This is a genomic window from Microbacterium commune (genome assembly GCF_014836945.1).
Lineage (GTDB): Bacteria > Actinomycetota > Actinomycetes > Actinomycetales > Microbacteriaceae > Microbacterium > Microbacterium commune.
Window position 1 is genome coordinate 755,756 of record NZ_JACSPX010000001.1, and the last position, 25,712, is coordinate 781,467.

At 69.6% G+C, this 25,712-nt stretch carries 20 protein-coding genes; 5 read left to right on the forward strand and 15 right to left on the reverse strand.

Translation table 11 applies throughout. The annotated features are described in order from the left end of the window. Positions 1-256 precede the first annotated feature (256 nt). Both rpoC and rpoB read right to left on the reverse strand, forming a co-directional pair. Complete coding sequence (gene rpoC, locus H9633_RS03470; RefSeq protein ID WP_191712108.1) at positions 257-4,132, reverse strand: DNA-directed RNA polymerase subunit beta'; 3,876 nt, start codon at positions 4,130-4,132, stop codon at positions 257-259. A gap of 46 nt (positions 4,133-4,178) precedes the next feature. Continuing rightward, a complete protein-coding gene (gene rpoB, locus H9633_RS03475) occupies positions 4,179-7,679 on the reverse strand; it encodes a DNA-directed RNA polymerase subunit beta (protein WP_191712109.1) in 3,501 nt (1,166 codons plus the stop codon). Between the two features lie 214 nt (positions 7,680-7,893). On the opposite strand from rpoB, the gene H9633_RS03480 reads away from it, so the two are divergent. Next, a complete protein-coding gene (locus tag H9633_RS03480) occupies positions 7,894-8,388 on the forward strand; it encodes a hypothetical protein (protein WP_225211039.1) in 495 nt (164 codons plus the stop codon). A 10-nt stretch (positions 8,389-8,398) separates the two neighbouring features. Here H9633_RS03480 and H9633_RS03485 read toward each other — a convergent pair whose 3' ends face one another. From H9633_RS03485 to H9633_RS03500, 4 genes are all read right to left on the reverse strand, one after another. Next, complete coding sequence (locus H9633_RS03485) at positions 8,399-10,078, reverse strand: ABC transporter ATP-binding protein (RefSeq protein WP_191712111.1); 1,680 nt, start codon at positions 10,076-10,078, stop codon at positions 8,399-8,401. Next, on the reverse strand, positions 10,075-11,022 hold the full coding sequence (locus tag H9633_RS03490) for an ABC transporter permease (protein WP_191712112.1): 948 nt from the start codon (positions 11,020-11,022) through the stop codon (positions 10,075-10,077). Before H9633_RS03490 ends, H9633_RS03485 begins: the two co-directional genes overlap by 4 nt. After that, positions 11,022-12,026 (reverse strand): ABC transporter permease, encoded by a 1,005-nt coding sequence (locus H9633_RS03495; protein ID WP_071644078.1) that lies wholly within the window; start codon positions 12,024-12,026, stop codon positions 11,022-11,024. Before H9633_RS03495 ends, H9633_RS03490 begins: the two co-directional genes overlap by 1 nt. Positions 12,027-12,095: 69 nt before the next feature. Further along, a complete protein-coding gene (locus H9633_RS03500; protein ID WP_071644076.1) occupies positions 12,096-13,772 on the reverse strand; it encodes an ABC transporter substrate-binding protein in 1,677 nt (558 codons plus the stop codon). Positions 13,773-13,935: 163 nt separating this feature from the next. Between H9633_RS03500 and H9633_RS03505 the strand changes: the two genes are divergently transcribed. The 4 genes from H9633_RS03505 to H9633_RS03520 all read left to right on the forward strand — a co-directional run bounded on the left by H9633_RS03505 (position 13,936) and on the right by H9633_RS03520 (position 17,258). Continuing rightward, complete coding sequence (locus H9633_RS03505) at positions 13,936-15,171, forward strand: LCP family protein (RefSeq protein ID WP_191712113.1); 1,236 nt, start codon at positions 13,936-13,938, stop codon at positions 15,169-15,171. A 70-nt stretch (positions 15,172-15,241) separates the two neighbouring features. After that, entirely contained in the window at positions 15,242-16,111 is an 870-nt protein-coding gene (locus tag H9633_RS03510) for a spermidine synthase (protein WP_191712114.1), read from the forward strand. A gap of 93 nt (positions 16,112-16,204) precedes the next feature. Continuing rightward, complete coding sequence (locus tag H9633_RS03515; RefSeq protein WP_071644069.1) at positions 16,205-16,735, forward strand: hypothetical protein; 531 nt, start codon at positions 16,205-16,207, stop codon at positions 16,733-16,735. 34 nt (positions 16,736-16,769) lie between these two features. After that, positions 16,770-17,258: a SprT-like domain-containing protein gene (locus H9633_RS03520; RefSeq protein WP_191712115.1), complete on the forward strand. Its 489-nt coding sequence runs from the start codon at positions 16,770-16,772 to the stop codon at positions 17,256-17,258. 36 nt (positions 17,259-17,294) lie between these two features. On the opposite strand, the gene H9633_RS03525 is transcribed toward H9633_RS03520, so the two are convergent. From H9633_RS03525 to H9633_RS03565, 9 genes are all read right to left on the reverse strand, one after another. Further along, positions 17,295-17,669, reverse strand: a complete 375-nt coding sequence (locus tag H9633_RS03525; protein WP_071644065.1) for a DUF3054 domain-containing protein — start codon at positions 17,667-17,669, stop codon at positions 17,295-17,297. Between the two features lie 51 nt (positions 17,670-17,720). Further along, positions 17,721-18,401 carry a 2-phosphosulfolactate phosphatase gene (locus H9633_RS03530; protein WP_191712116.1) on the reverse strand — a complete coding sequence of 227 codons (681 nt, stop codon included), beginning with the start codon at positions 18,399-18,401 and terminating at the stop codon, positions 17,721-17,723. A 77-nt stretch (positions 18,402-18,478) separates the two neighbouring features. Beyond that, complete coding sequence (locus H9633_RS03535) at positions 18,479-19,915, reverse strand: FtsX-like permease family protein (RefSeq protein ID WP_449843652.1); 1,437 nt, start codon at positions 19,913-19,915, stop codon at positions 18,479-18,481. A gap of 17 nt (positions 19,916-19,932) precedes the next feature. Beyond that, positions 19,933-20,694, reverse strand: a complete 762-nt coding sequence (locus H9633_RS03540) for an ABC transporter ATP-binding protein (protein WP_191712117.1) — start codon at positions 20,692-20,694, stop codon at positions 19,933-19,935. Between the two features lie 102 nt (positions 20,695-20,796). After that, positions 20,797-21,432: a response regulator gene (locus H9633_RS03545; protein ID WP_071644061.1), complete on the reverse strand. Its 636-nt coding sequence runs from the start codon at positions 21,430-21,432 to the stop codon at positions 20,797-20,799. A gap of 29 nt (positions 21,433-21,461) precedes the next feature. Next, positions 21,462-22,676, reverse strand: coding sequence for a sensor histidine kinase (locus tag H9633_RS03550; protein WP_071644059.1), 1,215 nt, complete (start codon positions 22,674-22,676; stop codon positions 21,462-21,464). A gap of 147 nt (positions 22,677-22,823) precedes the next feature. Further along, entirely contained in the window at positions 22,824-23,615 is a 792-nt protein-coding gene (locus H9633_RS03555; RefSeq protein WP_071644057.1) for a methyltransferase domain-containing protein, read from the reverse strand. 25 nt (positions 23,616-23,640) lie between these two features. Continuing rightward, positions 23,641-24,756 carry an AMP-binding protein gene (locus H9633_RS03560; protein ID WP_191712923.1) on the reverse strand — a complete coding sequence of 372 codons (1,116 nt, stop codon included), beginning with the start codon at positions 24,754-24,756 and terminating at the stop codon, positions 23,641-23,643. Positions 24,757-24,769: 13 nt separating this feature from the next. Further along, positions 24,770-25,681: a 1,4-dihydroxy-2-naphthoyl-CoA synthase gene (locus H9633_RS03565; protein ID WP_191712118.1), complete on the reverse strand. Its 912-nt coding sequence runs from the start codon at positions 25,679-25,681 to the stop codon at positions 24,770-24,772. Between the last annotated feature and the right edge of the window lie 31 nt (positions 25,682-25,712).

Here is a 25,712-nt window from a genome sequence, read left to right on the forward strand (position 1 = left end):
TGCGAGGGTACCGCGAGCGGTTCGTCAACGGCACTCCCCCGGCGCCCGCCCCCACCCTCCCCTCGGCCTGACCCTTCCCACCCCGACCCTCCGCCCCGCACCACCCCTCGCTCCGGTATGAGTTTGTGCCGCCTCAGCCGCGCTCAAGCGGCACAAACTCATACCGGAGCGAGAAGCGGTAGGCGGGAAAGCGGGGGACGGGGAAGGCCCCGGCCCTCCGAAGAGGGGCCGGGGCCTTCGACTCACTCAGGACCTATCAGTTGTAGGTGCCGGGAGTGATGTCATCCGTCGAGAACGCGTCGAAGTCGACGTATCCGAAGTCGCCGTCGGCGTACGCCCCGTCGGATGCGAAGATCCGGTTCGGGTAGCGCTCGCTCTTGGCCTCTTCCGTCGCCTCGACCGCGATGTCGCGGTACTTCGACAGACCGGTTCCGGCCGGGATGAGCTTTCCGATGATGACGTTCTCCTTGAGACCGATCAGCGGGTCGCGCTTGCCCTCCATGGCGGCCTGCGTGAGCACGCGGGTCGTCTCCTGGAAGGACGCGGCCGACAGCCACGACTCGGTCGCGAGCGACGCCTTGGTGATACCCATCAGCTCCGGACGACCCGACGCGGGGCGCTTGCCCTCTGCCACGGCCTCGCGGTTGATCTGCTGGTAGCGCTTCGAGTCGACCATCTCACCCGGCAGCAGCGTGGTGTCAGCGTGGTCGACCACGGTGACCTTGCGCAGCATCTGGCGGACGATGACCTCGATGTGCTTGTCGTGGATCGGCACACCCTGCGAGCGGTACACGCCCTGGACGCCGCCGACGAGGTACTTCTGCACCTCGCGGGCACCCATGACTCGCATGACCTCCTTGGGGTCGAGCGTGCCGACCTGCAGGGGCTGACCGACGGTGACGTGCTGGCCGTCCTCGACGAGAAGCGTTGCACGCTTCAGCACCGGGTAGACCACCTCTTCGTCGCCGTTGTCGGGCGTGAGGATGACCTTCTTGGCCTTCTCGGTCTCCTCGATCGTGATGCGGCCGTCGGCCTCGGCGATCGGGGAGGCCCCCTTCGGGGTGCGGGCCTCGAAGAGCTCCTGCACACGCGGCAGACCCTGGGTGATGTCGTCGGCCGAGGCCGAACCACCCGTGTGGAAGGTACGCATCGTCAGCTGGGTACCGGGCTCACCGATCGACTGGGCGGCGATGATGCCGACGGCCTCGCCGATGTCGACGGTCTTGCCCGTCGCGAGCGAACGGCCGTAGCACTGCGCGCAGACTCCGACAGCCGAGTCGCAGGTCAGCACCGAACGGACCTTGATGGTCTCGATGCCGGCCTCGACGAGCTTGTCGATCAGCACGTCACCCACGTCCTCACCGGCGGTGGCGACGACCTCGCCGGCCTCGGTGACGACGTCGGATGCCAGGGTGCGGGCGAACACCGAGTTCTCGACGTTCGCGTCGCGGGTCAGCACACCCTGCGAGTTCGGTGCGGCGATCGGGAGCTCGAGGCCCTTCGACGTGCCGCAGTCCTGCTCGCGGATGATGACGTCCTGCGACACGTCCACCAGACGACGGGTCAGGTAACCCGAGTCGGCGGTGCGCAGAGCGGTGTCGGCCAGACCCTTGCGGGTACCGTGCGTCGCGATGAAGTACTCCGCCACCGACAGACCCTCGCGGTACGAGGAGATGATCGGACGGGGGATGATCTCACCCTTGGGGTTGTTCACCAGACCGCGCATACCCGCGATGTTGCGGATCTGCAGCCAGTTACCACGAGCACCGGAGGTCACCATGCGGTTGATGGTGTTGTCCTCGGGGAAGTGCGCGCGCATCGCGGCCTGAACCTCGTCGGTCGCCTCGGTCCAGATCTTGATGAGTTCCTGACGACGCTCGATGTCGGTCGTCAGACCCTTGTCGTACTGCGACTGGACCTTCGCGGCCTGCTTCTCGTAGCCCGCGACGATCTCCGCCTTGTTCGGCGGGGTGAGGATGTCGCTGAGCGCGACGGTCACACCCGAACGGGTCGCCCAGTGGAAACCGGCATCCTTGATGCGGTCCAGCGTGGCGGCCGTCTCGACCTTGGGGTACTCCTCGGCCAGCTTGTTCACGATCTGCGACAGCTTGCCCTTGTCGGCCTGGCCGCGCACGAAGGGGTAGCCCTTCGGCAGGGCGCCGTTGAAGATCGCCTGACCGAGCGACGCGTCGACGAGACCGTGACGCTCGTAGCCCTCGGGAGCCTCGCCCTCGAGGAAGGTCAGACCCGGGATGCGGATGCGGACCTTCGCCTGCAGGTCGAGGGTGCCCTCGTCCTTCGCCAGGATCGCCTCGGAGACCGAGCCGAACGCACGACCCTCACCGGCAGCGCCCTCCTTGACCGTGGTCAGGTGGTGCAGACCGATGATCATGTCCTGCGAGGGCAGGGTGACCGGACGGCCGTCCGACGGCTTGAGGATGTTGTTCGAGGCGAGCATCAGCACGCGGGCCTCGGCCTGAGCCTCGACCGACAGCGGCAGGTGCACAGCCATCTGGTCACCGTCGAAGTCGGCGTTGAACGCGGCGCAGACGAGCGGGTGCAGCTGGATGGCCTTGCCCTCGACGAGCTGCGGCTCGAACGCCTGGATGCCGAGACGGTGCAGCGTGGGCGCACGGTTCAGCAGCACCGGACGCTCGCGGATGATCTCCTCGAGCACGTCCCACACCTCGGGACGGGTGCGCTCGACGGCGCGCTTGGCTGCCTTGATGTTCTGCGAGTGACCGAGGTCGATCAGGCGCTTGATCACGAACGGCTTGAACAGCTCCAGAGCCATCTGCTTGGGCAGACCGCACTGGTGCAGCTTCAGCTGCGGGCCGACGACGATGACCGAACGGCCCGAGTAGTCCACGCGCTTGCCGAGCAGGTTCTGGCGGAAGCGACCCTGCTTTCCCTTCAGCATGTCGCTGAGGGACTTCAGGGCGCGGTTGCCGGTGCCGGTGACGGGGCGACCGCGGCGGCCGTTGTCGAACAGAGCGTCAACGGCCTCCTGCAGCATCCGCTTCTCGTTGTTGACGATGATCTCGGGAGCGCCGAGGTCGATCAGACGACGAAGACGGTTGTTGCGGTTGATCACGCGGCGGTACAGGTCGTTGAGGTCGGAGGTCGCGAAGCGGCCACCGTCGAGCTGCACCATCGGACGCAGCTCCGGCGGGATCACCGGGACGACGTCGAGCACCATCGCGGCCGGGCTCATGCCGGTCTCGAGGAAGGAGTTGACGACGGTCAGGCGCTTGATCGCACGGATCTTGCGCTGGCCCTTGCCCTCCGAGATCTGCAGGTGCAGGCTCTCGGACTCGGCCGCCAGGTCGAAGGTCTCGAGGCGGCGCTTGATCGCCTCGGCACCCATGTGCGCCTCGAAGTACTGACCGAACCGGTCCTGCAGCTCGTGGAACACGTCGTCTTCGGGACGCAGCGCGCCCACCTCGAGCGTGCGGAAGTCCTCCCACACGCGCTCGAGCTTGGCGATGGCCTCGTCGGCACCCTTGCGGGTGAGGGTCATCTCCTTCTCGGCGGCGTCCTTGACCTTCTTCTTCGCGTCGGCCTTGGCACCCTCCGCCTCGAGAGCGGCGAGCTCCTCCTCCAGCTTCGCCATCCGCTCCGCGATCTTCGCGTCGCGGCGGTCGCCGAGCGTCTTCAGCTCGAGCCGGATGTTGTTCTCCTGCGTGGCGAGGTCGCGGTGACGAGCATCCTCGTCGACCGAGATCACCATGTAGGCGGCGAAGTAGATGACCTTCTCGAGGTCCTTCGGCGCCATGTCGAGCAGGTAGCCGAGGCGCGAGGGAACACCCTTGAAGTACCAGATGTGCGTCACGGGAGCGGCGAGCTCGATGTGACCCATGCGCTCACGACGGACGGAGCTCTTGGTGACCTCCACGCCGCAGCGCTCGCAGACGATGCCCTTGAAGCGGACACGCTTGTACTTGCCGCAGGCGCACTCCCAGTCGCGGGAGGGTCCGAAGATCTGCTCGCCGAAGAGGCCGTCCTTCTCGGGCTTCAGCGTGCGGTAGTTGATCGTCTCGGGCTTCTTGACCTCACCGAAGGACCATCCGCGGATGTCGTCAGCGGTGGCCAGGCCGATTCGAAGCTCATCGAAAGTGGTTGATTCGAGCACTAGTTCTCCTGTGTAGAAAAAATCTGTCGCTTGTCGAGGGCCGAGATCAGATCTCGTCGATCGACGCGGCTTCGAAACGGCTGGAGATGTTGATGCCGAGCTCCTCCGCTGCGCGGAAGGCCTCGTCGTCGGTGTCCCGCAGGTTGACGGCGGTGCCGTCGGCCGAGAGCACCTCGACGTTCAGGCAGAGCGACTGCATCTCCTTCATGAGCACCTTGAAGGACTCGGGGATGCCGGGCTCCTGGATGTTCTCGCCCTTGACGATCGCCTCGTACACCTTGACGCGGCCGAGGATGTCGTCGGACTTGATCGTGAGCAGCTCCTGCAGTGCGTACGCGGCACCGTAAGCCTCGAGCGCCCACACCTCCATCTCACCGAAGCGCTGTCCACCGAACTGCGCCTTACCGCCGAGCGGCTGCTGGGTGATCATCGAGTACGGGCCCGTCGAGCGTGCGTGGATCTTGTCGTCGACGAGGTGGTGCAGCTTCAGGATGTACATGTAGCCGACCGAGACGGGAGCCGGGAACGGCTCGCCGGAGCGGCCGTCGAACAGCAGCGTCTTGCCCGAGGAGTCGATCAGGCGCACGCCGTCACGGGTGGGCAGGGTCGAGTCGAGCAGACCCGAGATCTCCGCCTCGCTGGCACCGTCGAACACCGGGGTCGCGACCTTGGTGTTCGGGGCGACGTCGCGACCGTTCTCCGGCAGCTTGGCGGCCCACTCGGGGTCGCCCTCCACCTTCCATCCGGTCTTGGCGATCCAGCCGAGGTGGGTCTCGAGCACCTGACCGAAGTTCATTCGACCCGGGATGCCGAGCGGGTTCAGCACGACGTCGACCGGCGTGCCGTCCGACATGAACGGCATGTCCTCGACGGGCAGGATCTTCGCGATGACACCCTTGTTGCCGTGACGGCCGGCGAGCTTGTCGCCCTCGGTGATCTTGCGCTTCTGAGCGATGTAGACCACGACGCGGCGGTTGACGCCCGAGCCCAGCTCGTCGTCGCCCTCCTCGGCGTCGAACTCCTTGACGGCGATGATCGTGCCCTGCTCACCGTGCGGCACCTTCAGCGAGGTGTCGCGCACCTCGCGGCTCTTCTCGTTGAAGATGGCGCGCAGCAGGCGCTCCTCGGCCGACAGCTCGGTCTCGCCCTTCGGCGTGACCTTGCCGACGAGGATGTCGCCGGGGCGGACCTCGGCGCCGATGCGGATGATGCCGCGCTCGTCGAGGTCCTTCAGCAGCTCGGGGCTGACGTTGGGGAGGTCACGGGTGATCTCCTCCTTGCCCAGCTTCGTGTCGCGGGCGTCGACCTCGTACTCCTCGATGTGGATCGACGAGAGGGTGTCGTCCTTCACCAGCTCCTGGCTGAGGATGATGGCGTCCTCGAAGTTGTGACCCTCCCACGGCATGAACGCCACGAGCAGGTTCTTGCCGAGAGCGAGCTCGCCGTTCTCGGTGGCGGGACCGTCGGCGATGACCTCGCCGACCTCGACGCGCTCACCGGCGCTGACGATCACGCGCTGGTTGTAGGAGGTGCCCTGGTTGGAGCGGTCGAACTTGCGCAGGTGGTACTCCTGCGTGCCGCCCTCGTCGAGCATGACGACGACGCGGTCTGCGGAGACCTCGCTGACCACACCGGCCTTCTGCGCGGTGATCACGTCACCCGCGTCGATGGCGGTGTAGCCCTCCATGCCGGTGCCGACGAGCGGCGAGTCCGAGCGCAGCAGCGGCACGGCCTGACGCTGCATGTTGGCGCCCATGAGCGCGCGCTGCGCATCGTCGTGCTCGAGGAACGGCACGAGCGAGGTCGCGACCGACACCATCTGGCGCGGCGAGACATCGATGTAGCCGATCTCCTCGGGCAGGAACAGGTCGACCTCACCCGATCCGCCGCGGGGGCGGGCCAGGACGTGGCTCTCGATGAAGCGGCCGTTCTTGTCGAGCGGCGCGTTGGCCTGGGCGATGTTGAAGTCGACCTCCTCGGCTGCCGTGAGGTAGTCGATCTGGTCGGTGACGGCGCCGTCGACGACGCGACGGTACGGCGTCTCGATGAAGCCGAACGAGTTGATGCGCGCGAACGTCGCGAGCGCACCGATCAGGCCGATGTTCGGGCCTTCCGGCGTCTCGATCGGGCACATGCGGCCGTAGTGCGACGGGTGCACGTCTCGCACCTCGACGCCGGCGCGGTCACGCGAGAGACCACCGGGGCCGAGGGCCGACAGGCGGCGCTTGTTGGTCAGACCCGCGAGCGGGTTGTTCTGGTCCATGAACTGCGACAGCTGCGAGGTGCCGAAGAACTCCTTGATCGCGGCCACGACGGGGCGCACGTTGATCAGGGTCTGCGGCGTGATCGCCTCGATGTCCTGCGTGGTCATGCGCTCGCGGACGACGCGCTCCATGCGCGACAGACCGGTGCGGACCTGGTTCTGGATCAGCTCGCCGACGGCGCGGATGCGACGGTTGCCGAAGTTGTCGATGTCGTCGGTCGCGATGCGGATCTCGGTCTTCTTGCCGCCGCGGATGCCTTCGAACGTCTCGTCGCCGCGGTGGACGCGCACCAGGTACTTGATGGTCGCGACGATGTCGTCGACGGTGAGCACCGAGTCGGTGAGCGGAGCGGCGAGACCGAGCTTCTGGTTGATCTTGTAGCGACCCACCTTCGCCAGGTCGTAGCGCTTCGGGTTGAAGTAGAAGTTGTCCAGCAGCGAGCGCGCGGCCTCGGCGGCGACCTGCTCGCCCGGACGCAGCTTGCGGTAGATGTCGCGCAGCGCGTCTTCCTGGGTGAGGATGGTGTCCTTCGCCAGGGTCTCCTCGATCGAGGGGAAGCCGGAGAACTCGGCGAGGATCTGCTCGCTCGACATGCCCAGCGCCTTCAGGAAGACGGTGACGGACTGCTTGCGCTTGCGGTCGATGCGCACGCCGACCTGGTCGCGCTTGTCGATCTCGAACTCCAGCCACGCACCGCGGCTGGGGATGACGCGAGCGGTGACGATGTCCTTGTCACTCGTCTTGTCGGGAGTCTTGTCGAAGTAGACACCGGGCGAGCGGACGAGCTGCGAGACGACGACGCGCTCGGAGCCGTTGATGATGAACGTGCCCTTGCCGGTCTGCAGCGGGAAGTCACCCATGAAGACCGTCTGGGTCTTGATCTCACCGGTGAGGTGGTTCATGAACTCGGCCTCGACGTACAGCGGGGCCGCGTAGGTCTTGCCGCGCTCCTTGCACTCGTCGATCGAGTACTTCTCGGGCTCGAGGTACGGGTTCGTGAACGAGAGCTGCATGGTCTCGCCGAGGTCCTCGATCGGGGAGATCTCCTCGAAGATCTCGCCAAGGCCGGAGACCTCGGAGACGTCGTTGCGGCCGGACTTCTTGGCCTCGGCGACGCGCGCCTTCCAGTCGTCGTTGCCGACGAGCCAGCCGAACGACTCGGTCTGCAGAGCCAGCAGATCCGGGACATCGAGCGTGTCGGAGATCTTGGCGAACGAGAGGCGGGAGACTCCGCGGCCGTTCTTGTTGGTGGTGGATGTGGATGCGTTGCGAGCAGCAGCCAAGGGAGTAACCTCCGTGAGCCCCGCGCAGGGGCTGGTCGATTCCTAGACGTCGGTGGAGAGCGCGCTCGAGAGCTCAACGGATGCCGACCACCATATGAGGGCACGGAGAAGCGAGCGCAACTACCAACTATACGCACGATTTCACGACATGGCAAGCGGAATCCTTGACCAATGCCGGATGCTGGGGTATGAGCGACACTGCAGTATGCGCATCATGCTGAAGTTCACCATCGACTGCGACGTCGACACCGCGTGGCGGGCGCTGCATTCGCCGCGCATCGTCGGCGAGCTGTACGCTCCCCTGCTGCAGATGCAGCCGCTGCTGCCCGACGGCCTGCCCGAGCGGTGGACTCCGGGCGATGAGGTGCCGGTGCGACTGGCCGCGTTCGGGCGCCTCCCGGTCGGCACGCAGCTGATCCACATCAGCGATCGCACCGTCGACGAGCCCGGCGGTCCGGTGCGCATCCTCCGCGACAGCGGCATCCCGCTCACCGGCCCGCTCGGCGCACTCGACGTGTGGGACCACCAGATGGCGGTCTGCGCTCAGCCGGGCCACCACGGCCGAACGCTGTGGCGCGACCGGCTGACGTTCGACGGGCCGACCGCCGCGCTGCTCTGGCCGGTGCTCTGGGTGTCGTGGCAGGCGCGCGCGCTGCGCGTGCGCGCGCTGGCGCGGCGCTGGGCGCGCGACCCGGACCTGCGGGGCTGAGGCTCGCGCGTCAGGAGGCGATGCCGAGCTCGTTGCCCGGGATGGATGCCAGCAGGCGCCGCGTGTACGGGTCGCGGGGGTTGGTGAAGATCTCCTCCGAGCTCGCCGCCTCCACGAGCGCGCCGTCCTTCATCACGCACACGTAGTCGCTGATCAGACGCACCACCGCGAGGTCGTGCGAGATGAACAGATAGCTGAGTCCGTACTCCTTCTGCAGGTCGCCGAGCAGGGTGAGGATCTGGTCCTGCACGAGCACGTCGAGGGCCGACACCGGCTCGTCGCAGACGATGAGATCGGGCGAGAGGGCGAGAGCGCGGGCGATGGCGACGCGCTGACGCTGACCGCCGGACAGCTCCGACGGGTAGCGCTGCAGCATCGACTGCGGCAGGGCGACGTCATCGAGCAGGGTGCGCACGCGCGAGCGACGCTCGGCGCGACTGCCGCGCTTGTAGAACTCCAGCGGCTCGGCGATCAGACGCTCGATCGTGAACATCGGGTTGAGGCTCGAGTACGGGTCCTGGAACACCGGCTGCACGCGCTGGCGGAACTCCCGCGACTGCGCGCGGTCGAGCTTCGCGATGTCGTTGCCCTCGAAGCGGATCGTGCCGGCGGTCGGCTCGATGAGCTTGAGCAGCATGCGGGCGGTGGTCGTCTTGCCCGAACCCGACTCACCCACGATGGCGACGGTCTTGCCGCGCGGGATCGCGAGCGACACGTCGTCGACGGCAACGAAGTCCGACGCACTCCCGCGCATCGGGTACACCTTGCGCAGTCCCTCGATCTCGACGATGTTGTCTGCGACGGCGTCCGCCGCGGCGTCCTGCTCCCGCCCCGTCTGGAACACCTCCGGCTGCAGCCGCGCGGCGGCGATCGACGGCGCCGCCTGCACCAGACTCTGCGTGTACGGATGCTGCGGGTCCTCGAGGATCTGGCGCGCCGGGCCCTGCTCGACGACGCGACCGCGGTGCATGACCGCCACCCGCTGGGCGCGTTCCGCGGCGAGACCGAGGTCGTGCGTGATCAGCAGCACGGCGGTGCCGAGCTCGCGTGTCATCTCGTCGAGCTGATCGAGGATCGTCTGCTGCACGGTGACGTCCAGCGCGCTGGTGGGCTCGTCGGCGATGAGCAGACGCGGCCGGCAGGCCAGGCCGATCGCGATGAGGGCGCGCTGGCGCAGACCTCCCGACAGCTCGTGCGGGTACTGCTTGGCGCGACGCTCGGGGTCGGGAAGACCTGCCGCGGAGAGCGCCTCGATGACCTTCTGCTGCACGGTGGAGCGGTTCGCGAGGCCGTGCGCGAGCAGCGTCTCGGCGACCTGCGTGCCGATCTTGGCGACGGGGTTGAGGTTCGACATCGGATCCTGCGGCACCATGCCGATGTCGCGACCGCGGATCCTGCGCATCTCGTTCTCGGAGATGCCGACCAGTTCGCGCCCGTCGAGGGTGATGCTGCCACCGGCCACCCGACCGCCCGAGGCGAGCAGACCGATCACGGCCATCGCGGTGGTCGACTTCCCCGAGCCGGACTCGCCGACGATCGCGACGGTCTCCCCCGGGGCGCTCTCGAGGTCGACGCCCTCGACGGCGTGCACGACGCCGTCGACGGTGCCGAAGTCGACGGCCAGGTTCGACACCTGCAGCAGCGGCTGGCGCACGGCATCCGGGTTCGTGTTCATCTTCTCGTTCCTCATCGCGCACGCGTCCTCGGGTCCATCGCCTCGCGCAGCGCCTCGCCGAACAGCGTGAAGCCCAGCGCGGTCACCGCGATGCAGATGCCGGGGAGGAAGGCCAGCTGCGGAGCGATCGCCAGCTCGTTCTGCGCGTAGGTCAGCATCCGACCCCACTCGGCCGTCTCGGGGCGTCCGCCGCCGAGACCGAGGAACGACAGCGCCGCCGCGTCGATCACCGCGGTGGCGAGGGTGAGGGTTCCCTGCACGATGACCGGGCCGATGGCGTTCGGCAGCACGTGCGACATGGTGATGCGGCCGCGCCCGAGCCCGAGCGTCTGCGCCGAGAGCACGTATTCGGCCGAGCGCTGCTGCAGCATCGACGCACGCAGCAGGCGGGCGAAGATCGGCACCTGGGAGGCTCCGATGGCGATCATCACCGCCGACGGCGTCTGCCCCAGGATCGCGGCGATCGACACCGCGAGCAGCAGGTTCGGCACCGAGAGGATGATGTCGACGATGCGCATGATCAGCGTGTCGACCCAGCCCCCGAAGGTGCCCGCGAGCAGGCCGAGCAGCATGCCGCCGACGAGTCCGAGGGCGGTGGAGACGACGCCGACCAGCAGCGAGGCCTGCGCTCCCCAGATCAGCTTCGACAGGACGTCGCCGCCGAAGCGGTCGAGACCGAGCGGGAATCCGTCGACTTCGCCGATCCCGGGGATGCCGGTGGGCGTGATGTACTCGGTGCCCGGGAGAGCGCGCTCCGGGTACGGTGCGAGCAGCGGAGCCAGCGCCGCCACCAGCAGGAACAGCAGCACGATGACGGCGCCGACCCACGCGGCGGGGTTGCGCCGCAGGCGTCGGAACACGTCATGCCAGAATCCGCCGCCGGACGCGAGGTCGGCCTGTGCGACGGCGACGGTGTCGAGCACCTCGCCGCCCTGGGCGGGTGGGAGCACTGCGCTCATCACTGAACCCTCACTCTCGGATCGATCAGGCTGTACGACACGTCGACGGCCAGGTTGATCAGCGCGTACGCGATCGCGATGAAGATGATGAAGCCCTGCAGCACGGGGAAGTCCCGCGCGAAGATCGACTGCGCGAGGAACGACCCGATGCCGGGATAGGCGAACACGGTCTCGGTGAGCACCGCGCCCGAGATCAGCAGACCCGTCTGCAGTCCGATCGTGGTGATCACGGGCAGCATCGCGTTGCGCAGGATGAACCGGTTGCGCAGCGTGGCGGGCGCCACGCCCTTCGCCTTGCCGGTGCGGACGTAGTCGGCGTTCTGCACCTCGAGCACGCTGGCCCTGGTGATGCGCACGATGATCGCCAGCGGGATCGTGCCCAGCGCGAGCGCGGGCAGCACCAGGTGCAGGATGGCGTCCCACGCCGCGTCGAACTCGCCGGTGATGATGCCGTCCCAGACGTAGAAGCCGGTGACGTGCGTGGCGTTGATGCGCGGGCTCTGCCTTCCGTCGGAGGGAAGCCAGCCCAGCTGCACGGCGAAGATGTACTTGAGGATGAACGCGAGGAAGAACACCGGGATGGTGATGCCGACCAGGCTGAAGATCACCGCGCCGTGGTCGGTCCACTTCCCGTGGCGGCGCGCCGCCCAGTATCCGAGCGGGATGCCGATGCCGACCGCGAAGACGAGCGCGGCGATGCTGAGCTCGATCGTGGCCGGGAAGCGGCGGAAGAACTCCTCCACGACGGGGCGGGACGTGACGATCGACGCGCCGAAGTCGCCCTGCAGCAGTCTGCCGATCCAGGTGACGTACTGCTCGATGAGGGGCCGGTCGAAGCCGTAGAGGGCGTTGACCTGCTCGACCGCCGCCGGGGTGGCCTTCTCGCCGAGCAGGGCGACGGCGGGGCCGCCCGGCAGGGCGCGGACCCACGCGAACAGCAGGATGCTGAGGCCGAAGAGGGTGGGGATGAGCAGCAGCAGCCGCTTGCCGATTGTTCGCAGCACGAAGTTCTCCGTCAGGGCGCGTCGCCCGCCCCGGACCTCACAGGTCCGAGGCGGACGACGTGGCGGGCATCACTTGGTGAGGACGATCTCCGAGAAGACCTCGTCGTTCACCGGGCTGGCCGGGTAGCTCTTCACACGCTCGGCGAACGCGAGGGTGGGCGCCGGGTGGGCCAGCGGGACACCGGGGATGAACTCCGCAACCTCCTCGTTGATCTTCTCGTACGCCGCGGTCTGGTCCTCGATGTTCGAGATGCCACGGGCATCCGCCAGTGCGCCGAACAGCTCGGCGTTGTCGAAGCCCCACTCCGCGCTCTGCTGTCCGAAGAAGACGCCGACGAAGTTGTCGGTGTCGTTGTAGTCGCCGGTCCAGCCCAGCAGGTGGATGCCGTGGTCGGGCGTGCTCGAGATCTTCTCGAGGTAGTCCGGGCTCCACGCGTCGGTCTGCGGGTTGACCTTCACGCCCGCCTCCTCGAGCTGCTTCGCCAGCACGGTGAAGATCTGCTCGGGGTTGGGCATGTACGGACGCGACACGTTGACCGGGTAGTTGAAGGTCAGCGTGAGCGGGTTGTCGGCCGTGTAGCCGGCCTCGGCCAGCATCGACTTCGCCTTGTCGACGTCGTACTCGTAGGTGGTGACGTCCTTGTTGTAGCCGTTGACCACCGGCGGCACAAACTGCGTGGCCTTCTCGGTGCCCTCGGGCAGCACCTGCTTGATCAGCGCGTCCTTGTCGATGGCGTGCGAGAGCGCCTCGCGCACCGTGATGTCCTGCAGCTCGGGCACCGCCTGGTTGAAGCCGAGGTAGAGGATCGTGAACGGCTTGCGCGACACCATGGTGAAGCCCTTCTCCTCGAGGGCCTTGGTGTCGGCGGGGCCGACCAGGTCGTACCCGTCGATGTCGCCGGCCTCGAGCGCCTGGCGGCGAGCGGTCGGGTCGTCGATGACGCGGAAGATGACCTCTTCGATCTGGCCCTTCTCGCCCCAGTAGTCGCCGTAGGACGTGAGCGTGACGTTCTCGCCCGGGGCCCACGAGTCGAACTGGAACGGTCCGGTGCCGACGGGGTGCGCCTTCGCGTACTCCGACAGCGTGGGCGCAGCGGCGGTGCCGCCGACCTCATCGGCCTTGAACTCCTGCAGCGCCGACGGGCTCTGCATGCTGAACGCGGGCAGCGACAGCGAGGCGACGAAGCCCGCGAAGGGCTTGTTCAGCTCGATCGTGACCTTGTCGTCGCCGTCGGGGGTGCACGACTTGTACACGGCGTCCGCCGGGTTCGACGCGTAGCCGCGGAACAGCTTGTTGTAGTAGTAGCCGAGCGCCTCGGAGGCGAGCAGATCGGTCCAGTTGTACCAGCGCTCGAAGTTGAAGCAGACGGCCTCGGCGTTGAACGGCGTGCCGTCGTGGAACGTCACCCCGGTCTTCAGGTCGAAGGTGTGGGTCATGCCGTCCTCGGACGACTCCCACGACTCGGCCAGCAGCGGAGCGGGGTCGGCGGTGCCGGGCTCGGTGCCGACGAGACCCTCGAAGATCTGGCGCGAGACGCGGAAGGTCTCGCCGTCCTGCGCGAGGGCCGGGTCGAGGCCCTGCGGGTCGGACGATGCGGCGAAGACGAAGGTGCTGTCGACGTCGCTGGACGACTCGGAGCTGTTGTCGTCGTCACGCTGGCTGGCGACGCAGCCCGTCAGCAGCATCGCTGCGACGGCCGCGCCGGCGGCGAGCGCGAAGCCTCGCCTGCGGGTGCTGTGGAGCATGGTGTGCCTCTCTGTGGAATGCTTCTTCGCATGAATCGGATGCCCCATCGCATCCGCACATGATGTCTTGACGCTACTCAGCGCCCCCGCCGATCGCCAAACTTTCGCGTGTTGCGATCCGGTATCGGGGCGTCCCCTGCCGCGCGCTGTAGGGTCGGGTGCCATGACGCGCACCCCCGTCGCTCAGCACGCCCCGCACCGCACGCCCTCAGCCTGGGGGTCGGCTCTGCGGATGCTGGGCATCGGCGCCGCGGTCGTCGCGGTCTCGGCTCTCGGGATCGGCGGCTTCATCGCCGCGGACCTCACGCTGCGGGTGGGTCAGGACGCGGTCGATCTGGAGGACGCACCGGAGGTCGCTCCCCCGTCGCTCGCGGCGTACCCGGGCGAGTTCGCGGTCCTCCTCGTCGGCACGGACGAGTGCGGTGAGGTGTCGACGCAGAAGCTCGGTGAGCGGTGCGTCGGCGAGGACGGCATCCGCAACGACGTCAACCTGCTCGTGCACGTCTCGGCCGAGCCGCGCAAGGTGAGCGTCGTCTCGCTGCCGCGCGACCTGATGCTGGAGGTGCCCGAATGCACGCGTGAGGACGGCTCGGTGGCATCCGGAGCATCCTCGGCGGTGATCAACACCGTCTTCGAGCGGGCCGGGCTGTCGTGCGTCGTCAAGTCGGTCGCCGCGCTGAGCGGGATCGACATCGGCTTCGCCGCGAAGCTCAGCTTCGACGGCGTGATGAAGATCACCGACGCGATCGGCGGGGTGCAGATCTGCGTCGGCGGCACCGGCATCCGCGACCGCGACACCGGGATCGACTGGCCGCCCGGGCTGCGCACGGTGTCGGGTTACGACGCGCTGCAGTTCATCCGGGTGCGCAAGGGCATCGGCGACGGCAGCGACCTCGCGCGCATCTCCAACCAGCAGCAGTACATGTCGCGTCTGGCGAAGACGATCCTCAGCAGCGAGACCCTCACCGACGTGCCGAAGGTGCTGCGGCTGGCGAACGTCGTCGCCGACAACGTCGATCCGAGCAGGGAGCTCGCCAACCCGGTGCGCCTCGCGCAGCTCGCGCTCGCGCTGAAGGACGTGCCGTTCGAGGAGTTCAAGTTCCTGCAGCTGCCCACGGTCGAGGCGCCGTCCGATCCGAACCGCGTGGTGACCGATGACGGCGCGGCCGAGCCGATGTGGCAGGCCATCCGCACCGGGGAGTCGATGCAGATCACCGGTGAGGCCAGCAACCACGGCGGCGTGGTCGCCGACGACCCGGTCTCGCCTGCGGAGCCCTCCGCCCCGGCATCCGATGCGCCGACCCCCGCACCGTCGGCGACCGACGGCGTCGTGCTGTCGGAGCAGATCAGCGGCATCGACCTGAACCAGGAGACCTGCTCGGGCGGCCGGCGTCGCTGACGGATGCTTTCTGGAACGGACACGACCAAGCGACCTGCACCCCGCAGACCGCACGACAGAGGAGATGAGCATGGGACGAGCACGCGCGCGGGATGCCGCGAACCCGCAGGCGCGGCTCGAGCACGGCGGCATCGCCGAGGTGGCGCCGAGCGAGTTCGGCAGCGGCTTCGAGCTGATCGTCGACGGCACGCCGCAGTCGCACGTCGACCTGGATGATCCCACCCACCTGCACTTCGAGTACATCGTGCGGATGGGCGCGGTGATCGATCAGCTCGGCCCGTCGGCATCCGCCCCGCTCAGCGTCCTGCATCTCGGCGCGGGCGCGCTGACCGTCCCCCGCTACATCGAGGCGACCAGGCCCGGATCTCGCCAGCAGGTGATCGAGCTGGAGGCTCCGCTGGTCGCGCTCGTGCGCGAGCACCTTCCGCTGCCGCGGTCGGCGGCCATCCGCATCCGGATCGGCGACGCGCGCGAGGGGCTGCGGCGCCTGCCGCCCGCTCTGACCGGGCGCTGCGATCTCGTCGTCTCGGACGTGTTCTCCGGTGCCCAGACGCCCGCTCACCTGACCAGCCTGGAGTTCTACCGCGAAATCGCCGACCTGCTCGCGCCGGCGGGCGTGCTGCTGGTGAACGTCGCCGACGGCCCTGGGCTCGCGTTCGCGCGCCGCCAGGTGGCGACCGCGATGAGCGTGTTCGACGAGGTCGCCCTGCTCGCCGACACGCAGGTGCTGAAGGGACGCCGGTTCGGCAATCTCGTGATGGCCGCCTCACGCACTCCGCTTCCGACCGAGTGGCTGCCGCGGCTGCTGGCCGCGGGTCCGCATCCGGCGAAGATCGCTCAGGATACCGAGGTCGCGGCGTTCGCGAAGGGCGCGGCGATCGTCACCGACGCGGACGCCGTGGCATCCCCCCGCCCCGACGCGAGCATCTTCCTGCGCTGATCCTCGGTTCGGGGTCATCCAGGGCGTGCCTCGGACGGTTCTCAGATCCTCGGGGCAGACTGGGATGACGGTCGCGGAGAGGAGCCATCAGTCGTGAATTTGATCCAGGGTTACGACCCCGACACCCTTCGTGAGATCGTCGACCCGCGGGAATGCGTGACGCGTCTCGCCGAGATCGAGCATCAGCGCAGTCTTCCCGTGCTGCTCGAGCGCGTGTGGCTGCTGAAGGTGCTCGATCGGCTCGACGAGGCGCTCGAGCTCGCCGACGAGACGGTGCGACAGGCGCGCATGGCCGGCACCCGCAAAGACCTGCTGCGCGCCCGCGTGCTGCACGCCACGGTGCTGCAGAACCGTGGCGCCAACGCCGCGGCGGCTCAGGAGCTCGCCACCTGCGCGAGCGAGGCCGAGGGCCAGGGCTGGGCGGGGATCGCCGCCTTCGCGCATCAGCACCACGGCAAGAACGCGTACGAGGTGCGCGACTTCGAGCAGGCGCGGGAGAGCTTCAAGCGCTCGCTGTTCCTGCGCCGGGCGGCCGGCGCCGACGACTCGGATCTCGAGAAGGCGCTGCGCGCCATCGAGGCCGCCGAGCGGCGCAGCGCGATGGAAGCCGACGCGCTCGTCTAGACCCGATGTCGGTCGCCGGTTCTACTCTGATCACATGGCCGATCTGAACCGCGTGCGCGTCTGGGGTGACGCGCTGATCCGCATGCACCTCGACGAGTCGTGGTCGTTCGAGTTCGACAACGCCAAGCGTCGTGCCGGACTGTGCGACTACCAGCGCCGCCGCATCTCGGTGTCGCGGTATCTCGCCGCCCGGTTCGACGACGACGAGGTGCATCAGACGCTGCTGCACGAAGTGGCGCACGCGCTGGCGGGGCACGCGGCGGGGCACGGACCGGCCTGGAAGCGCACCGCGCGCTCGCTGGGCTATGTCGGCGGCACCACCCACCAGGGCGAGACCGCGACCGAGCTCGCACCGTGGATCGGGAGCTGCCCCGCCGGGCACGTCGCCTATCGTCACCGCCGCCCGGCGCGCGAGACGTCGTGCGCGAAGTGCTCGCGCCGTTTCGATCGGCGCTTCCTGTTCGAATGGCATCGCCGCGAGATCACCGCGGCCGACAGGCTCGCCGCGCAGCTGCCGCGCTGAGCGCGCTCAGTCGGTCGGCGCTGCGGGCGGCGGGCGTCAGTCCGCGACCCGCGGAGCGCGATAGCGCCGGGTGAGCAGGGCGATCAGCCGCCAGCCGAGCAGCATGGCCGCGAGCACCAGCGAGGCGACGATGATGAACGGGGTCTCGGCGGTGTCGCCCGTGGCGATGCGCAGCAGCATCCCGCCGCCCACCGTCACGACCCAGACGATCACGCCCCAGCCGAGCGACCACGGCCGCCGCGGGCGCGCGGGGACGAGCGCGGCGAGCGCGTGCCCGACGACGAGCGCGACCAGGAACGGCCAGGCCGTGAGCAGGAACCCGAGCGGATTCTCGTCGTGCGATGCGCGGCCGATCGCCGCGAAGATGAGCACGAACACGGCGTCGACGATGACCGCGGGGACAAACCTCATGCTCCGACCCTATGCCGCCGCCCGACGGTGCTGTCGATGCCGCGCGGCCGGTCAGCTGAAGCGCTCGAAGACACCGTCGCGCAGCACGGCAGCGGTGTCGACGGCATCCAGCTCCGCCGCCTCTGCCGTGGTCGCCGGGCGCACTCCGGCGGCCTCCATGCGGGCGGTGGAGGCCACCCCTGCGACCAGCTCGCGGCCGGAGCCGCTGCCGACGAGCATGTGCCGCATCCCCGGCCGCAGCGCACGGAACGCCTCGGCCGCCGCGGCCGCCTCCGGCGACGAGTGATCGATGCCGAGGTCGCAGAGCGCGGCGATGATCGCTCCGGCGCCGAGCTGATCCTCGACCGCGAAACGCAGCTCGCCGGTGGATGCGAGCTCGCCCGCCGCGATGATCGAGACCGAGGCCCGCGCCCCCTGCCGCTCCTGCACGTCCAGCACCGCCCGAGCGGTCGCGGCGGCGTTGCGGATGCCGCCGATCAGCACCGTCGCGGGACCGGCATCCGGACCAGCCGCGGCTGACGCGGCCGAGGCGACCGCGGCGCCGTTCGTCGACCACGACACAGCCGATTCGAGCGTGACGCGCTGACCGGCGGCGACGGCGTCGGCGAGGGTGGACGAGAAGCGCAGCACGTCGACGACGATCACGATGCCGGCGGGCGCGAGCCGAGCGAGCCCGTCCGCGCCCCAGTCGAAGCGCACCTGATACGAGGACTGGTCGAACGGGGAGGGCATCCATCCAGCCTAATCCGCCGCCGGATATCCGATGCCGGGCTGCGCCACCCGCACGCCACCCGGCTGGAGGGCAGTGCTCAGTCGGCGGCGAGCGCCTCGACGGGGGCGACTCGCGTCGCGAGGCGAGTCGGGGTGACCGCGGCGACGACGGTCAGCACGGCGGTCGCGACGACGATGATCACCACGGGGATCCACGGCACCGCCGGGTACACGAGCCCGGCCGGTTCGAAGTCGGGCAGCACGGGCACCGAGCCGAGCAGCGACTGCGCGGCGATCCACCCGTACGCGATGCCGAGCGCGAGACCGGTGAGGGTGGCGGCGACCGTGATGTGCACGGCCTCGAGCAGCACCATCCGGCGCACCTGGGCAGAGGTCAGTCCGATCGCGCGCAGCAGCCCGAGCTCACGACGACGCTGCACGACGCCGATGGTGAGCAGGTTGACCAGGCCCACCGCGGCGATGACCGCCGACACGGCGACCAGCACCATCATGATGCTCGCGAACGCGTCCATCGGGGCGAAGGACTCCCCCTCGCTCTGGCGCATCAGCAGCGCCTTCACCGACTCCAGCGCGACGGCGAACATCGTCACCAGCGCCACCCCCATCACCACGCCGATCGCCATCCGACTCGACCGCTCCGGATACCGCAGCGCGTTCTCCGCCGCGAGCCGCGCCGTCGCCTCGTTGCCGAAGAACCGGCCGACCAGGCGCAGCACACGGGGCATGAACAGCGGCGACGCGGTCGCCAGGCCGGTGAACGAGAACAGCCCGCCGAAGAACGCCACGACCACGCCCAGCGGCGTGATCAGCCCGAGCAGGACGCCGGCGGCCAGCAGCGCCGCTCCGGCCACGATCAGCACCAGAGCCCCCACGTGGCTGCCACGGCGGCCGGCCTCCTCAGCGTGCGTGCGCTCGACCGAGCCGCCGAGTGCCTGCAGGGGCGTGACGGTGAGCACACGACGCGACCCGATCCAGGCGGCGAGCCACGTCGTCAGCACCACGCCCACCACGGGGAACAGCACACCGGGCTGCACGAGCGTGAACTCCGCCGGGGCGCGATCGAGCAGCAGCTCGCCGGCAAGCACCCCGAGCGCCGCGAAGCCGACGCCGACCACCAGACCGACGCCCGCTCCGATCAGGCCGACCACGAACCCCTGACCGGTGACCTCCGCACGCTGCGAGCGGGCCGAGGCGCCGATCAGACGCAGCAGGGCGATGCGGCGCGTTCGGCCGGCGATGATGGTCGAGAACGTGTTCGCGGTGACGATTGCGGCCACGTACATCGCGACCGCGACGAGCAGCACCGACAGGATCGCCACCACGATGGCGAGCACCTCGCTGTCGCCGATGAACGGGTCGGACTGCAGCACCGCTGCGAGGTAGGCGGTCACCTCGACGAGGATCACGCCGAAGGCGGCGGCGAGCGCCGAGACCAGGATGCTCGCTCCCATCCCCCGCTCGCGCAGCCAGCCGAGGCGTGCCGGGCGCGGGCGGGTCGGCTCGAGAAGCGACATCGCCGCGGCGGCCGCGCTCACGCCGCCACCTCCGCGGCGAGCATGTACGCGGCGATCTGCTCGGCGCTCTGCTTCGGATGGTCGGCGGTGATGCGGCCGTCGCCGAGGAACAGCACCCGGTCGGCGTGGCTCGCCGCGATCGCGTCGTGCGTGACCATCGCGATCGACTGGCCGTGGTCGCGGCTCGCCCCGGCGAGCAGCGCGAGCACCTCGCGGCCGCTGCGCGAGTCGAGGTTGCCGGTCGGCTCGTCGGCGAACACGAGGTCGGGTGCGGTGGCCAGTGCGCGGGCGATCGCCACGCGCTGCTGCTGTCCGCCCGAGAGCTCGTGCGGCCGGTGGGTGAGGCGGGATGCCAGACCGAGGCGCTCGACGAGGCCGTCGATGCGCGCCCGTTCGACGGCCGTCGGCCGGCGCCCGTCGAGCTCGAAGGGCAGCAGGATGTTGCCGAGGGCGTCGAGGGTCGGCACGAGGTTGAACGCCTGGAAGATGAACCCCACGCGGCGACGGCGCAGGACGGTCATCTCGAGGTCGCCGAGCCCGGTGATCTCGGTGTCGCCGATCCAGGCGCGCCCCTCGGTGGGGGCGTCGAGCCCGGCCATGATGTGCATGAGCGTGGACTTGCCCGACCCGGACGGCCCCATGATCGCGGTGAACTGGCCGCGGCGGATGCCGACGCTGACGTCATCGAGGGCCCGGACGCCGGCGGCGCCCGTTCCGTAGGTCTTGGTGAGGTGCTGGACGCGTGCGGCGAGGCCGAGGTCCGACGTGGTGATCTCCATGCTTCGACGCTATTTCCGCCGCCCCGGCCGGCACATCGGCCCGGCGATGGCATCCGCGTACATCGCAGGGATGATCCCTGCGCGCCCGCAGGCGTACGCCGGTCAGGCCAGGCCGTGCTCGAAGGCGAAGACGACCAGCTGCACGCGGTCGCGCAGGCGCAGCTTATTCAGGATGCGGCTGATGTGGGTCTTCACGGTCGCCTCGCTGAGGTACTCGCGCGCCGCGATCTCGGAGTTCGACAGCCCGCGTGCGGCGAGCGCGAAGATCTCCCGCTCGCGATCGGTGAGGTCGGCGTACTCGGCCGGCACGGGTTTGGTCTCGGTGGTGAAGTGCGCGAACAGCTCGCGGGTGGCGGAGGCCGCGATCACACTCGACCCGGAATCGACCGTCCGGATCGCGGCGAGCAGGAACTCCGGATCGGCGTCCTTCAGCAGGAATCCGCTGGCGCCCTGCTGGATCGCCCGGGCCGCGGCCTCATCGAGGTCGAAGGTCGTGAGCATGACGATGCGCGGCGGCTCGGGCTGGGTGAGCACCTGCGCGGTCGCGGTCAGGCCGTCCATGACGGGCATCCGGATGTCCATCAGCACCACGTCGGGGCGGGTGCGTCCGATCACCTCGAGCGCGTCGCTGCCGTCTCCCGCTTCGCCGACCACATCCATGTCGGGCTGCGACGAGACGAGCATCCGCACACCCGCGCGGAACAGCGCCTGGTCGTCGACGAGCACGACCCTGATCATCCGTGACCTCCTGGTCGTCTGCGGCCCGCTCAGTTCGCCGAGGGGCCGATCGGAAGCGTAGCGCGCACGGTGAAGCGGCTCGGCTCATGTTGCACCGTGAGCGTTCCGCCCATCAGCTGAGCGCGCTCGCGCATTCCGATGAGGCCGTGGCCGCCCTGCGCACTCATCGGGGCGTCCGCGGCCGTGGTCACGCCGGGGATCCGGTTGTGCACGAGAAGGTCGACTCGATCGGCCCACCACGACAGACGCACGTCGACGTCGCCCTCGCCGTGCCGGATGGCGTTGGTGAGCGCCTCCTGCAGGATCCGGTAGACCGCCAGCTGCACGGCGCCGGGCGGTTCGGCCTGCGGCATCGGATCCACCGACACCCGCGGCTCGACGCCCGCCTGACGCACCTGGGCGAACAGCGTCTCCAGATCGGCGAGTGTGGGCTGGGGGCCGTCGCCCTGCCGGTGGCGCAGCTGGGTCAGCAGCATCCGCACATCCGACAGCGCGGAGCGCGCGGTCTGCGCGATCGTGGTCAGCGCCTCCTGCGCGAGCTCGGGTCGCGCGGCCGCGGCGTAGCGTGCGCCATCGGACTGCGCGATCACCACGGCGAGCGAGTGCGCGACGATGTCGTGCATGTCGCGGGCGATGCGCACGCGCTCCTGCTCTTCGGCCGCCGCGGTCTCGGCACGCAGCTGCGCCTCGCGGTTCGCGCGGCTCTGGCGCACCAGCCGCCAGAGCAGCCCGGCGCCCCAGGCCATGGCGAGCGAGAGCACGATCGTCAGCCCCATCGTGATGCTCAGCAGCACGAGCCGCATCTCGATCGGCGAGGGCGCGGTCACCGCGGCCGTGAAGTCGTACTGGAGCACGCCGATGTAGACGCCGGCGATGAGGCCGCCGCCGACGGCGGAGGCGCCGCCGATCCACATCATGCGCTTCGTGCCCCAGGCGGCGGCAGCGAACAGCACCACGAAGATGGCGAGATCGAGCGGAAGCGGCGGCAGGCCCGCGGCCATCTGCAGCAGCGCGCCCGTCCACGCGACGACGAGGGCGATCGGCGGCGAGAGCCGGCTGATCGCGGCCGCCCCCCAGAGCAGCATCGAGACCGCGACGAGCATGACGGCCGAGGGCGGATCGGGCATCCAGAAGCTCAGCTGCCCGCCGCTGAAGGTCAGCGACAGGGGAACGGTGATCAGCAGGCCGACGATCGCCCCGACGATGTCGAGCACGAGCCAGGGGGCGGGGATGCGGCGGATCACCCCTTCACGCTACGGGAGGGGGTGCGCGCCGCGCGTCCGCCTCGAGATGTATCCGGGCATCCGAGGCAGCCGAGTGGGCCCGAATGGCCGCCTCCGGGCGATTGAAGCGGCCATTTGGGACCTGCCGACGCGTAGCGGCCGGCCGTCTCAGGCTCGGCAGAGGATCTCGCCGTGCGGGACGAGATACCAGCCGTCGCCGTCGGATGCCCAGGCGCGCCAGGCGTCGCTGATCTGCTGCAGCTGCGCCCGATCCGCGAGCCCGTCGCGTTCGAGCTGTGTCGAGAGTGCGGACTGCAGGATGCGGTCGGCCCACATCCCGCCCCACCACGCTCGCTCCTCCGGCGTCGCGTAGCACCAGGTCGACGCGGTCGAGGTGACGTCGGTGAAGCCCGCGGCGCGTGCCCACGCGAGCAGGCGACGCCCCGCATCCGGCTCGCCGCCGTTGCGCCGCGCCGCCTCGCGGTACAGGCGCAGCCACTCGTCGAGCTCGGGCAGCAGCGGGAACCAGATGAAACCCGCGTAATCGGCGTCGCGGGCGGCGACGAGGCCGCCCGGCCTGGTGACCCTGCGCATCTCGCGCAGCGCCTGCACCGGGTCGCCGACGTGCTGCAGCACCTGGTGGGCATGCACGACGTCGAAGGTGTCGTCGGCGAAGCTCAGCGCATGCACGTCTTCGACGGAGAAGTCGACGTTCGTCGCCCCCCGCTCGGCGGCGAGGGAGCGCGACAGGGCGAGCGCGTCGTCGGAGATCTCGGTCGCCGTGACCCGGTGCACCCGCTCGGCGAAGTCGAGGGTGATGCTGCCGGGGCCCGCTCCCACGTCGAGCAGATGGTCGTCGGGTGTCAGGTGCCCCGCGAGGTAGGCGGCGGAGTTCGCCACCGTGCGGTTGTTGTGCGAGCGCAGCACCGAATCGTGGTGCCCGTGCGTGTAGACGGCCATGCGGCCAGTCTGCCGCAGCGGTGGCTCAGTCGCGGGCGAGGCGACGCAGAGACTCGCGGTCGGGTTTGCCGGATGCCAGCGTCGGAACCCGCTCGGCGCGCAGCTGCGCCGGCCGGGCATGCCGGCCGATCTCGGCTTCGACGCGCGCGCGGGCGGCCTCGAGCAGCTGCTCTCCGTGGGGCACGTCGGCGAAGATGACGGATGCCTCGCCCCAGCGCTCATCGGGCACGCCGACCACGACCGCCTGCTCCAGCCCCGGGATGCCGCGCACGACCCGCTCCACCCGGTCGAGCGACACGTTGATGCCGCCCGACACGATCACGTTGTCGATCCGGCCGGTGACGGCGAGACGACCTGCGGACGTGATGGTGCCGGCGTCGCCGGTGCGGTACCAGCGCACGCCATCGGAGCCGGGCACGAACACCTGGGCCGTGCGCTCGTCGTCTCCGAGGTACCCGTCGGCGAGCATCGGTCCGCTGATGCGCACCTCTCCGTCGACCTCCGCGAGCCCGACGCCGTCGAGCGGTCGTCCGTCGTAGACGCACCCGCCGGCCGTCTCGCTGGAGCCGTAGGTGCGCACGATCCGCGCCCCCACGGCGTCGGCGCGAACGCGCAGCCGCTCGGGCAGCGCCTGTCCGCCGACGAGGATCGCTCGGTACGACTCGAGCGCGGCGCGCACGCCCGGCTGCTCGTCCGCTGCGTCCAGCAGAGTCGCAAGCTGCGCCGGCACGAACGAGGTGAACCGGTCGACGCCGTCACGCAGCGTCGCGGTCGCGCGCACGAAGGCATCGGGGGTGAAACGGCCCTCGAGCAGCACCGGGTCGATGCCCGCGAGCAGCGAGCGTCCGAGCACCTGCACGCCGGCGATGTACGCGGCGGGCAGGGCGAGCATCCACTGCCCCGACCCGATCCGCGCGGCGGTCGCCGCGGCACTCGCCCGCAGCGCGGCGGCACTGAGCACGACGCGCTTGGGGATGCCGCTGGACCCGGAGGTGGCGATGACCACCGCGGTTCCCTCGGGCACCACATCCTCCGCCGAGGGCTCGAAGCCGAGCGCCAGGGGGCCCGCTCCGTCGAGCGCGGCCGGCAGGGCATCCCGCACCGCGCCAGCATCCGCGCCGTCGACGGTTCGCAGACTCACCTCGGCCACGGGCTCAGAAGTGGTACGGGAAGGGCGACCAGTCCGGGTCGCGCTTCTGCAGGAACGAGTCACGTCCCTCGACGGCCTCGTCGGTGCCGTAGGCGAGCCGCGTGGCCTCCCCGGCGAACACCTGCTGGCCGACGAGCCCGTCGTCGACGGCGTTGAAGGCGAACTTCAGCATCCGGATCGCGGTGGGCGACTTGGTCAGCACCGTGCGCGCCATCTTCAGCGCCTCCCGCTCGAGCTCGGCGTGCGGCACGACGCGGTTGACCGCGCCCATCTCGTAGGCGCGCTGCGCCGAGTACTCCTCGGCGAGGAAGAACACCTCTCGGGCGATCTTCTGCCCGGTCTGTCGTGCCATGTACGCCGAGCCGTAACCGGCGTCGAAGCTGCCGACGTCGGCATCCGTCTGCTTGAACCTGCCGTGCTCGGCGCTGGCGATCGTCAGATCGCACACCACGTGCAGCGAGTGTCCGCCGCCCGCCGCCCAGCCCGGCACGACGGCGATGACCACCTTCGGCATGAACCGGATCAGCCGCTGCACCTCGAGAATGTGCAGCCGACCGGCGCGCGCGGTGTCGTGCACCGTCGCCTCGTCGTCGGAGTACTTGTAGCCGTCGCGACCGCGGATGCGCTGGTCGCCGCCCGAGCAGAACGCCCAGCCGCCGTCCTTCGGGCTCGGGCCGTTGCCGGTGAGCAGCACGGCGCCGATCCGCGGATCCTGCCGCGCGATGTCGAGGGCCCGGTAGAGCTCGTCGACCGTGTGCGGGCGGAACGCGTTGCGCACCTCGGGCCGGTCGAACGCGATGCGGGCGACGCCCCCGTCGAGCGACACGTGCGCGGTGATGTCGGTGTAGTCCTCGGCGCCGGGGGCGAGCTGCCACTCGGACGGGTCGAAGATGTCGGAGACGAAGTCGGCGGTCACGGCTCTCAGCCTAATCACCTGCGGGTCGGTG

Bases quoted from the DNA above. Each gene is read 5' to 3' on its own strand.
- H9633_RS03480 (WP_225211039.1), top strand. From the start codon at position 7,894: ATGCTGAAGTTCACCATCGACTGCGACGTCGACACCGCGTGGCGGGCG.
- H9633_RS03485 (WP_191712111.1), bottom strand. From the start codon at position 10,078: ATGAGGAACGAGAAGATGAACACGAACCCGGATGCCGTGCGCCAGCCG.
- H9633_RS03490 (WP_191712112.1), bottom strand. From the start codon at position 11,022: ATGAGCGCAGTGCTCCCACCCGCCCAGGGCGGCGAGGTGCTCGACACC.
- H9633_RS03500 (WP_071644076.1), bottom strand. From the start codon at position 13,772: ATGCTCCACAGCACCCGCAGGCGAGGCTTCGCGCTCGCCGCCGGCGCG.
- H9633_RS03505 (WP_191712113.1), top strand. From the start codon at position 13,936: ATGACGCGCACCCCCGTCGCTCAGCACGCCCCGCACCGCACGCCCTCA.
- H9633_RS03510 (WP_191712114.1), top strand. From the start codon at position 15,242: ATGGGACGAGCACGCGCGCGGGATGCCGCGAACCCGCAGGCGCGGCTC.
- H9633_RS03520 (WP_191712115.1), top strand. From the start codon at position 16,770: ATGGCCGATCTGAACCGCGTGCGCGTCTGGGGTGACGCGCTGATCCGC.
- H9633_RS03525 (WP_071644065.1), bottom strand. From the start codon at position 17,669: ATGAGGTTTGTCCCCGCGGTCATCGTCGACGCCGTGTTCGTGCTCATC.
- H9633_RS03530 (WP_191712116.1), bottom strand. From the start codon at position 18,401: ATGCCCTCCCCGTTCGACCAGTCCTCGTATCAGGTGCGCTTCGACTGG.
- H9633_RS03535 (WP_449843652.1), bottom strand. From the start codon at position 19,915: ATGTCGCTTCTCGAGCCGACCCGCCCGCGCCCGGCACGCCTCGGCTGG.
- H9633_RS03540 (WP_191712117.1), bottom strand. From the start codon at position 20,694: ATGGAGATCACCACGTCGGACCTCGGCCTCGCCGCACGCGTCCAGCAC.
- H9633_RS03545 (WP_071644061.1), bottom strand. From the start codon at position 21,432: ATGATCAGGGTCGTGCTCGTCGACGACCAGGCGCTGTTCCGCGCGGGT.
- H9633_RS03555 (WP_071644057.1), bottom strand. From the start codon at position 23,615: ATGGCCGTCTACACGCACGGGCACCACGATTCGGTGCTGCGCTCGCAC.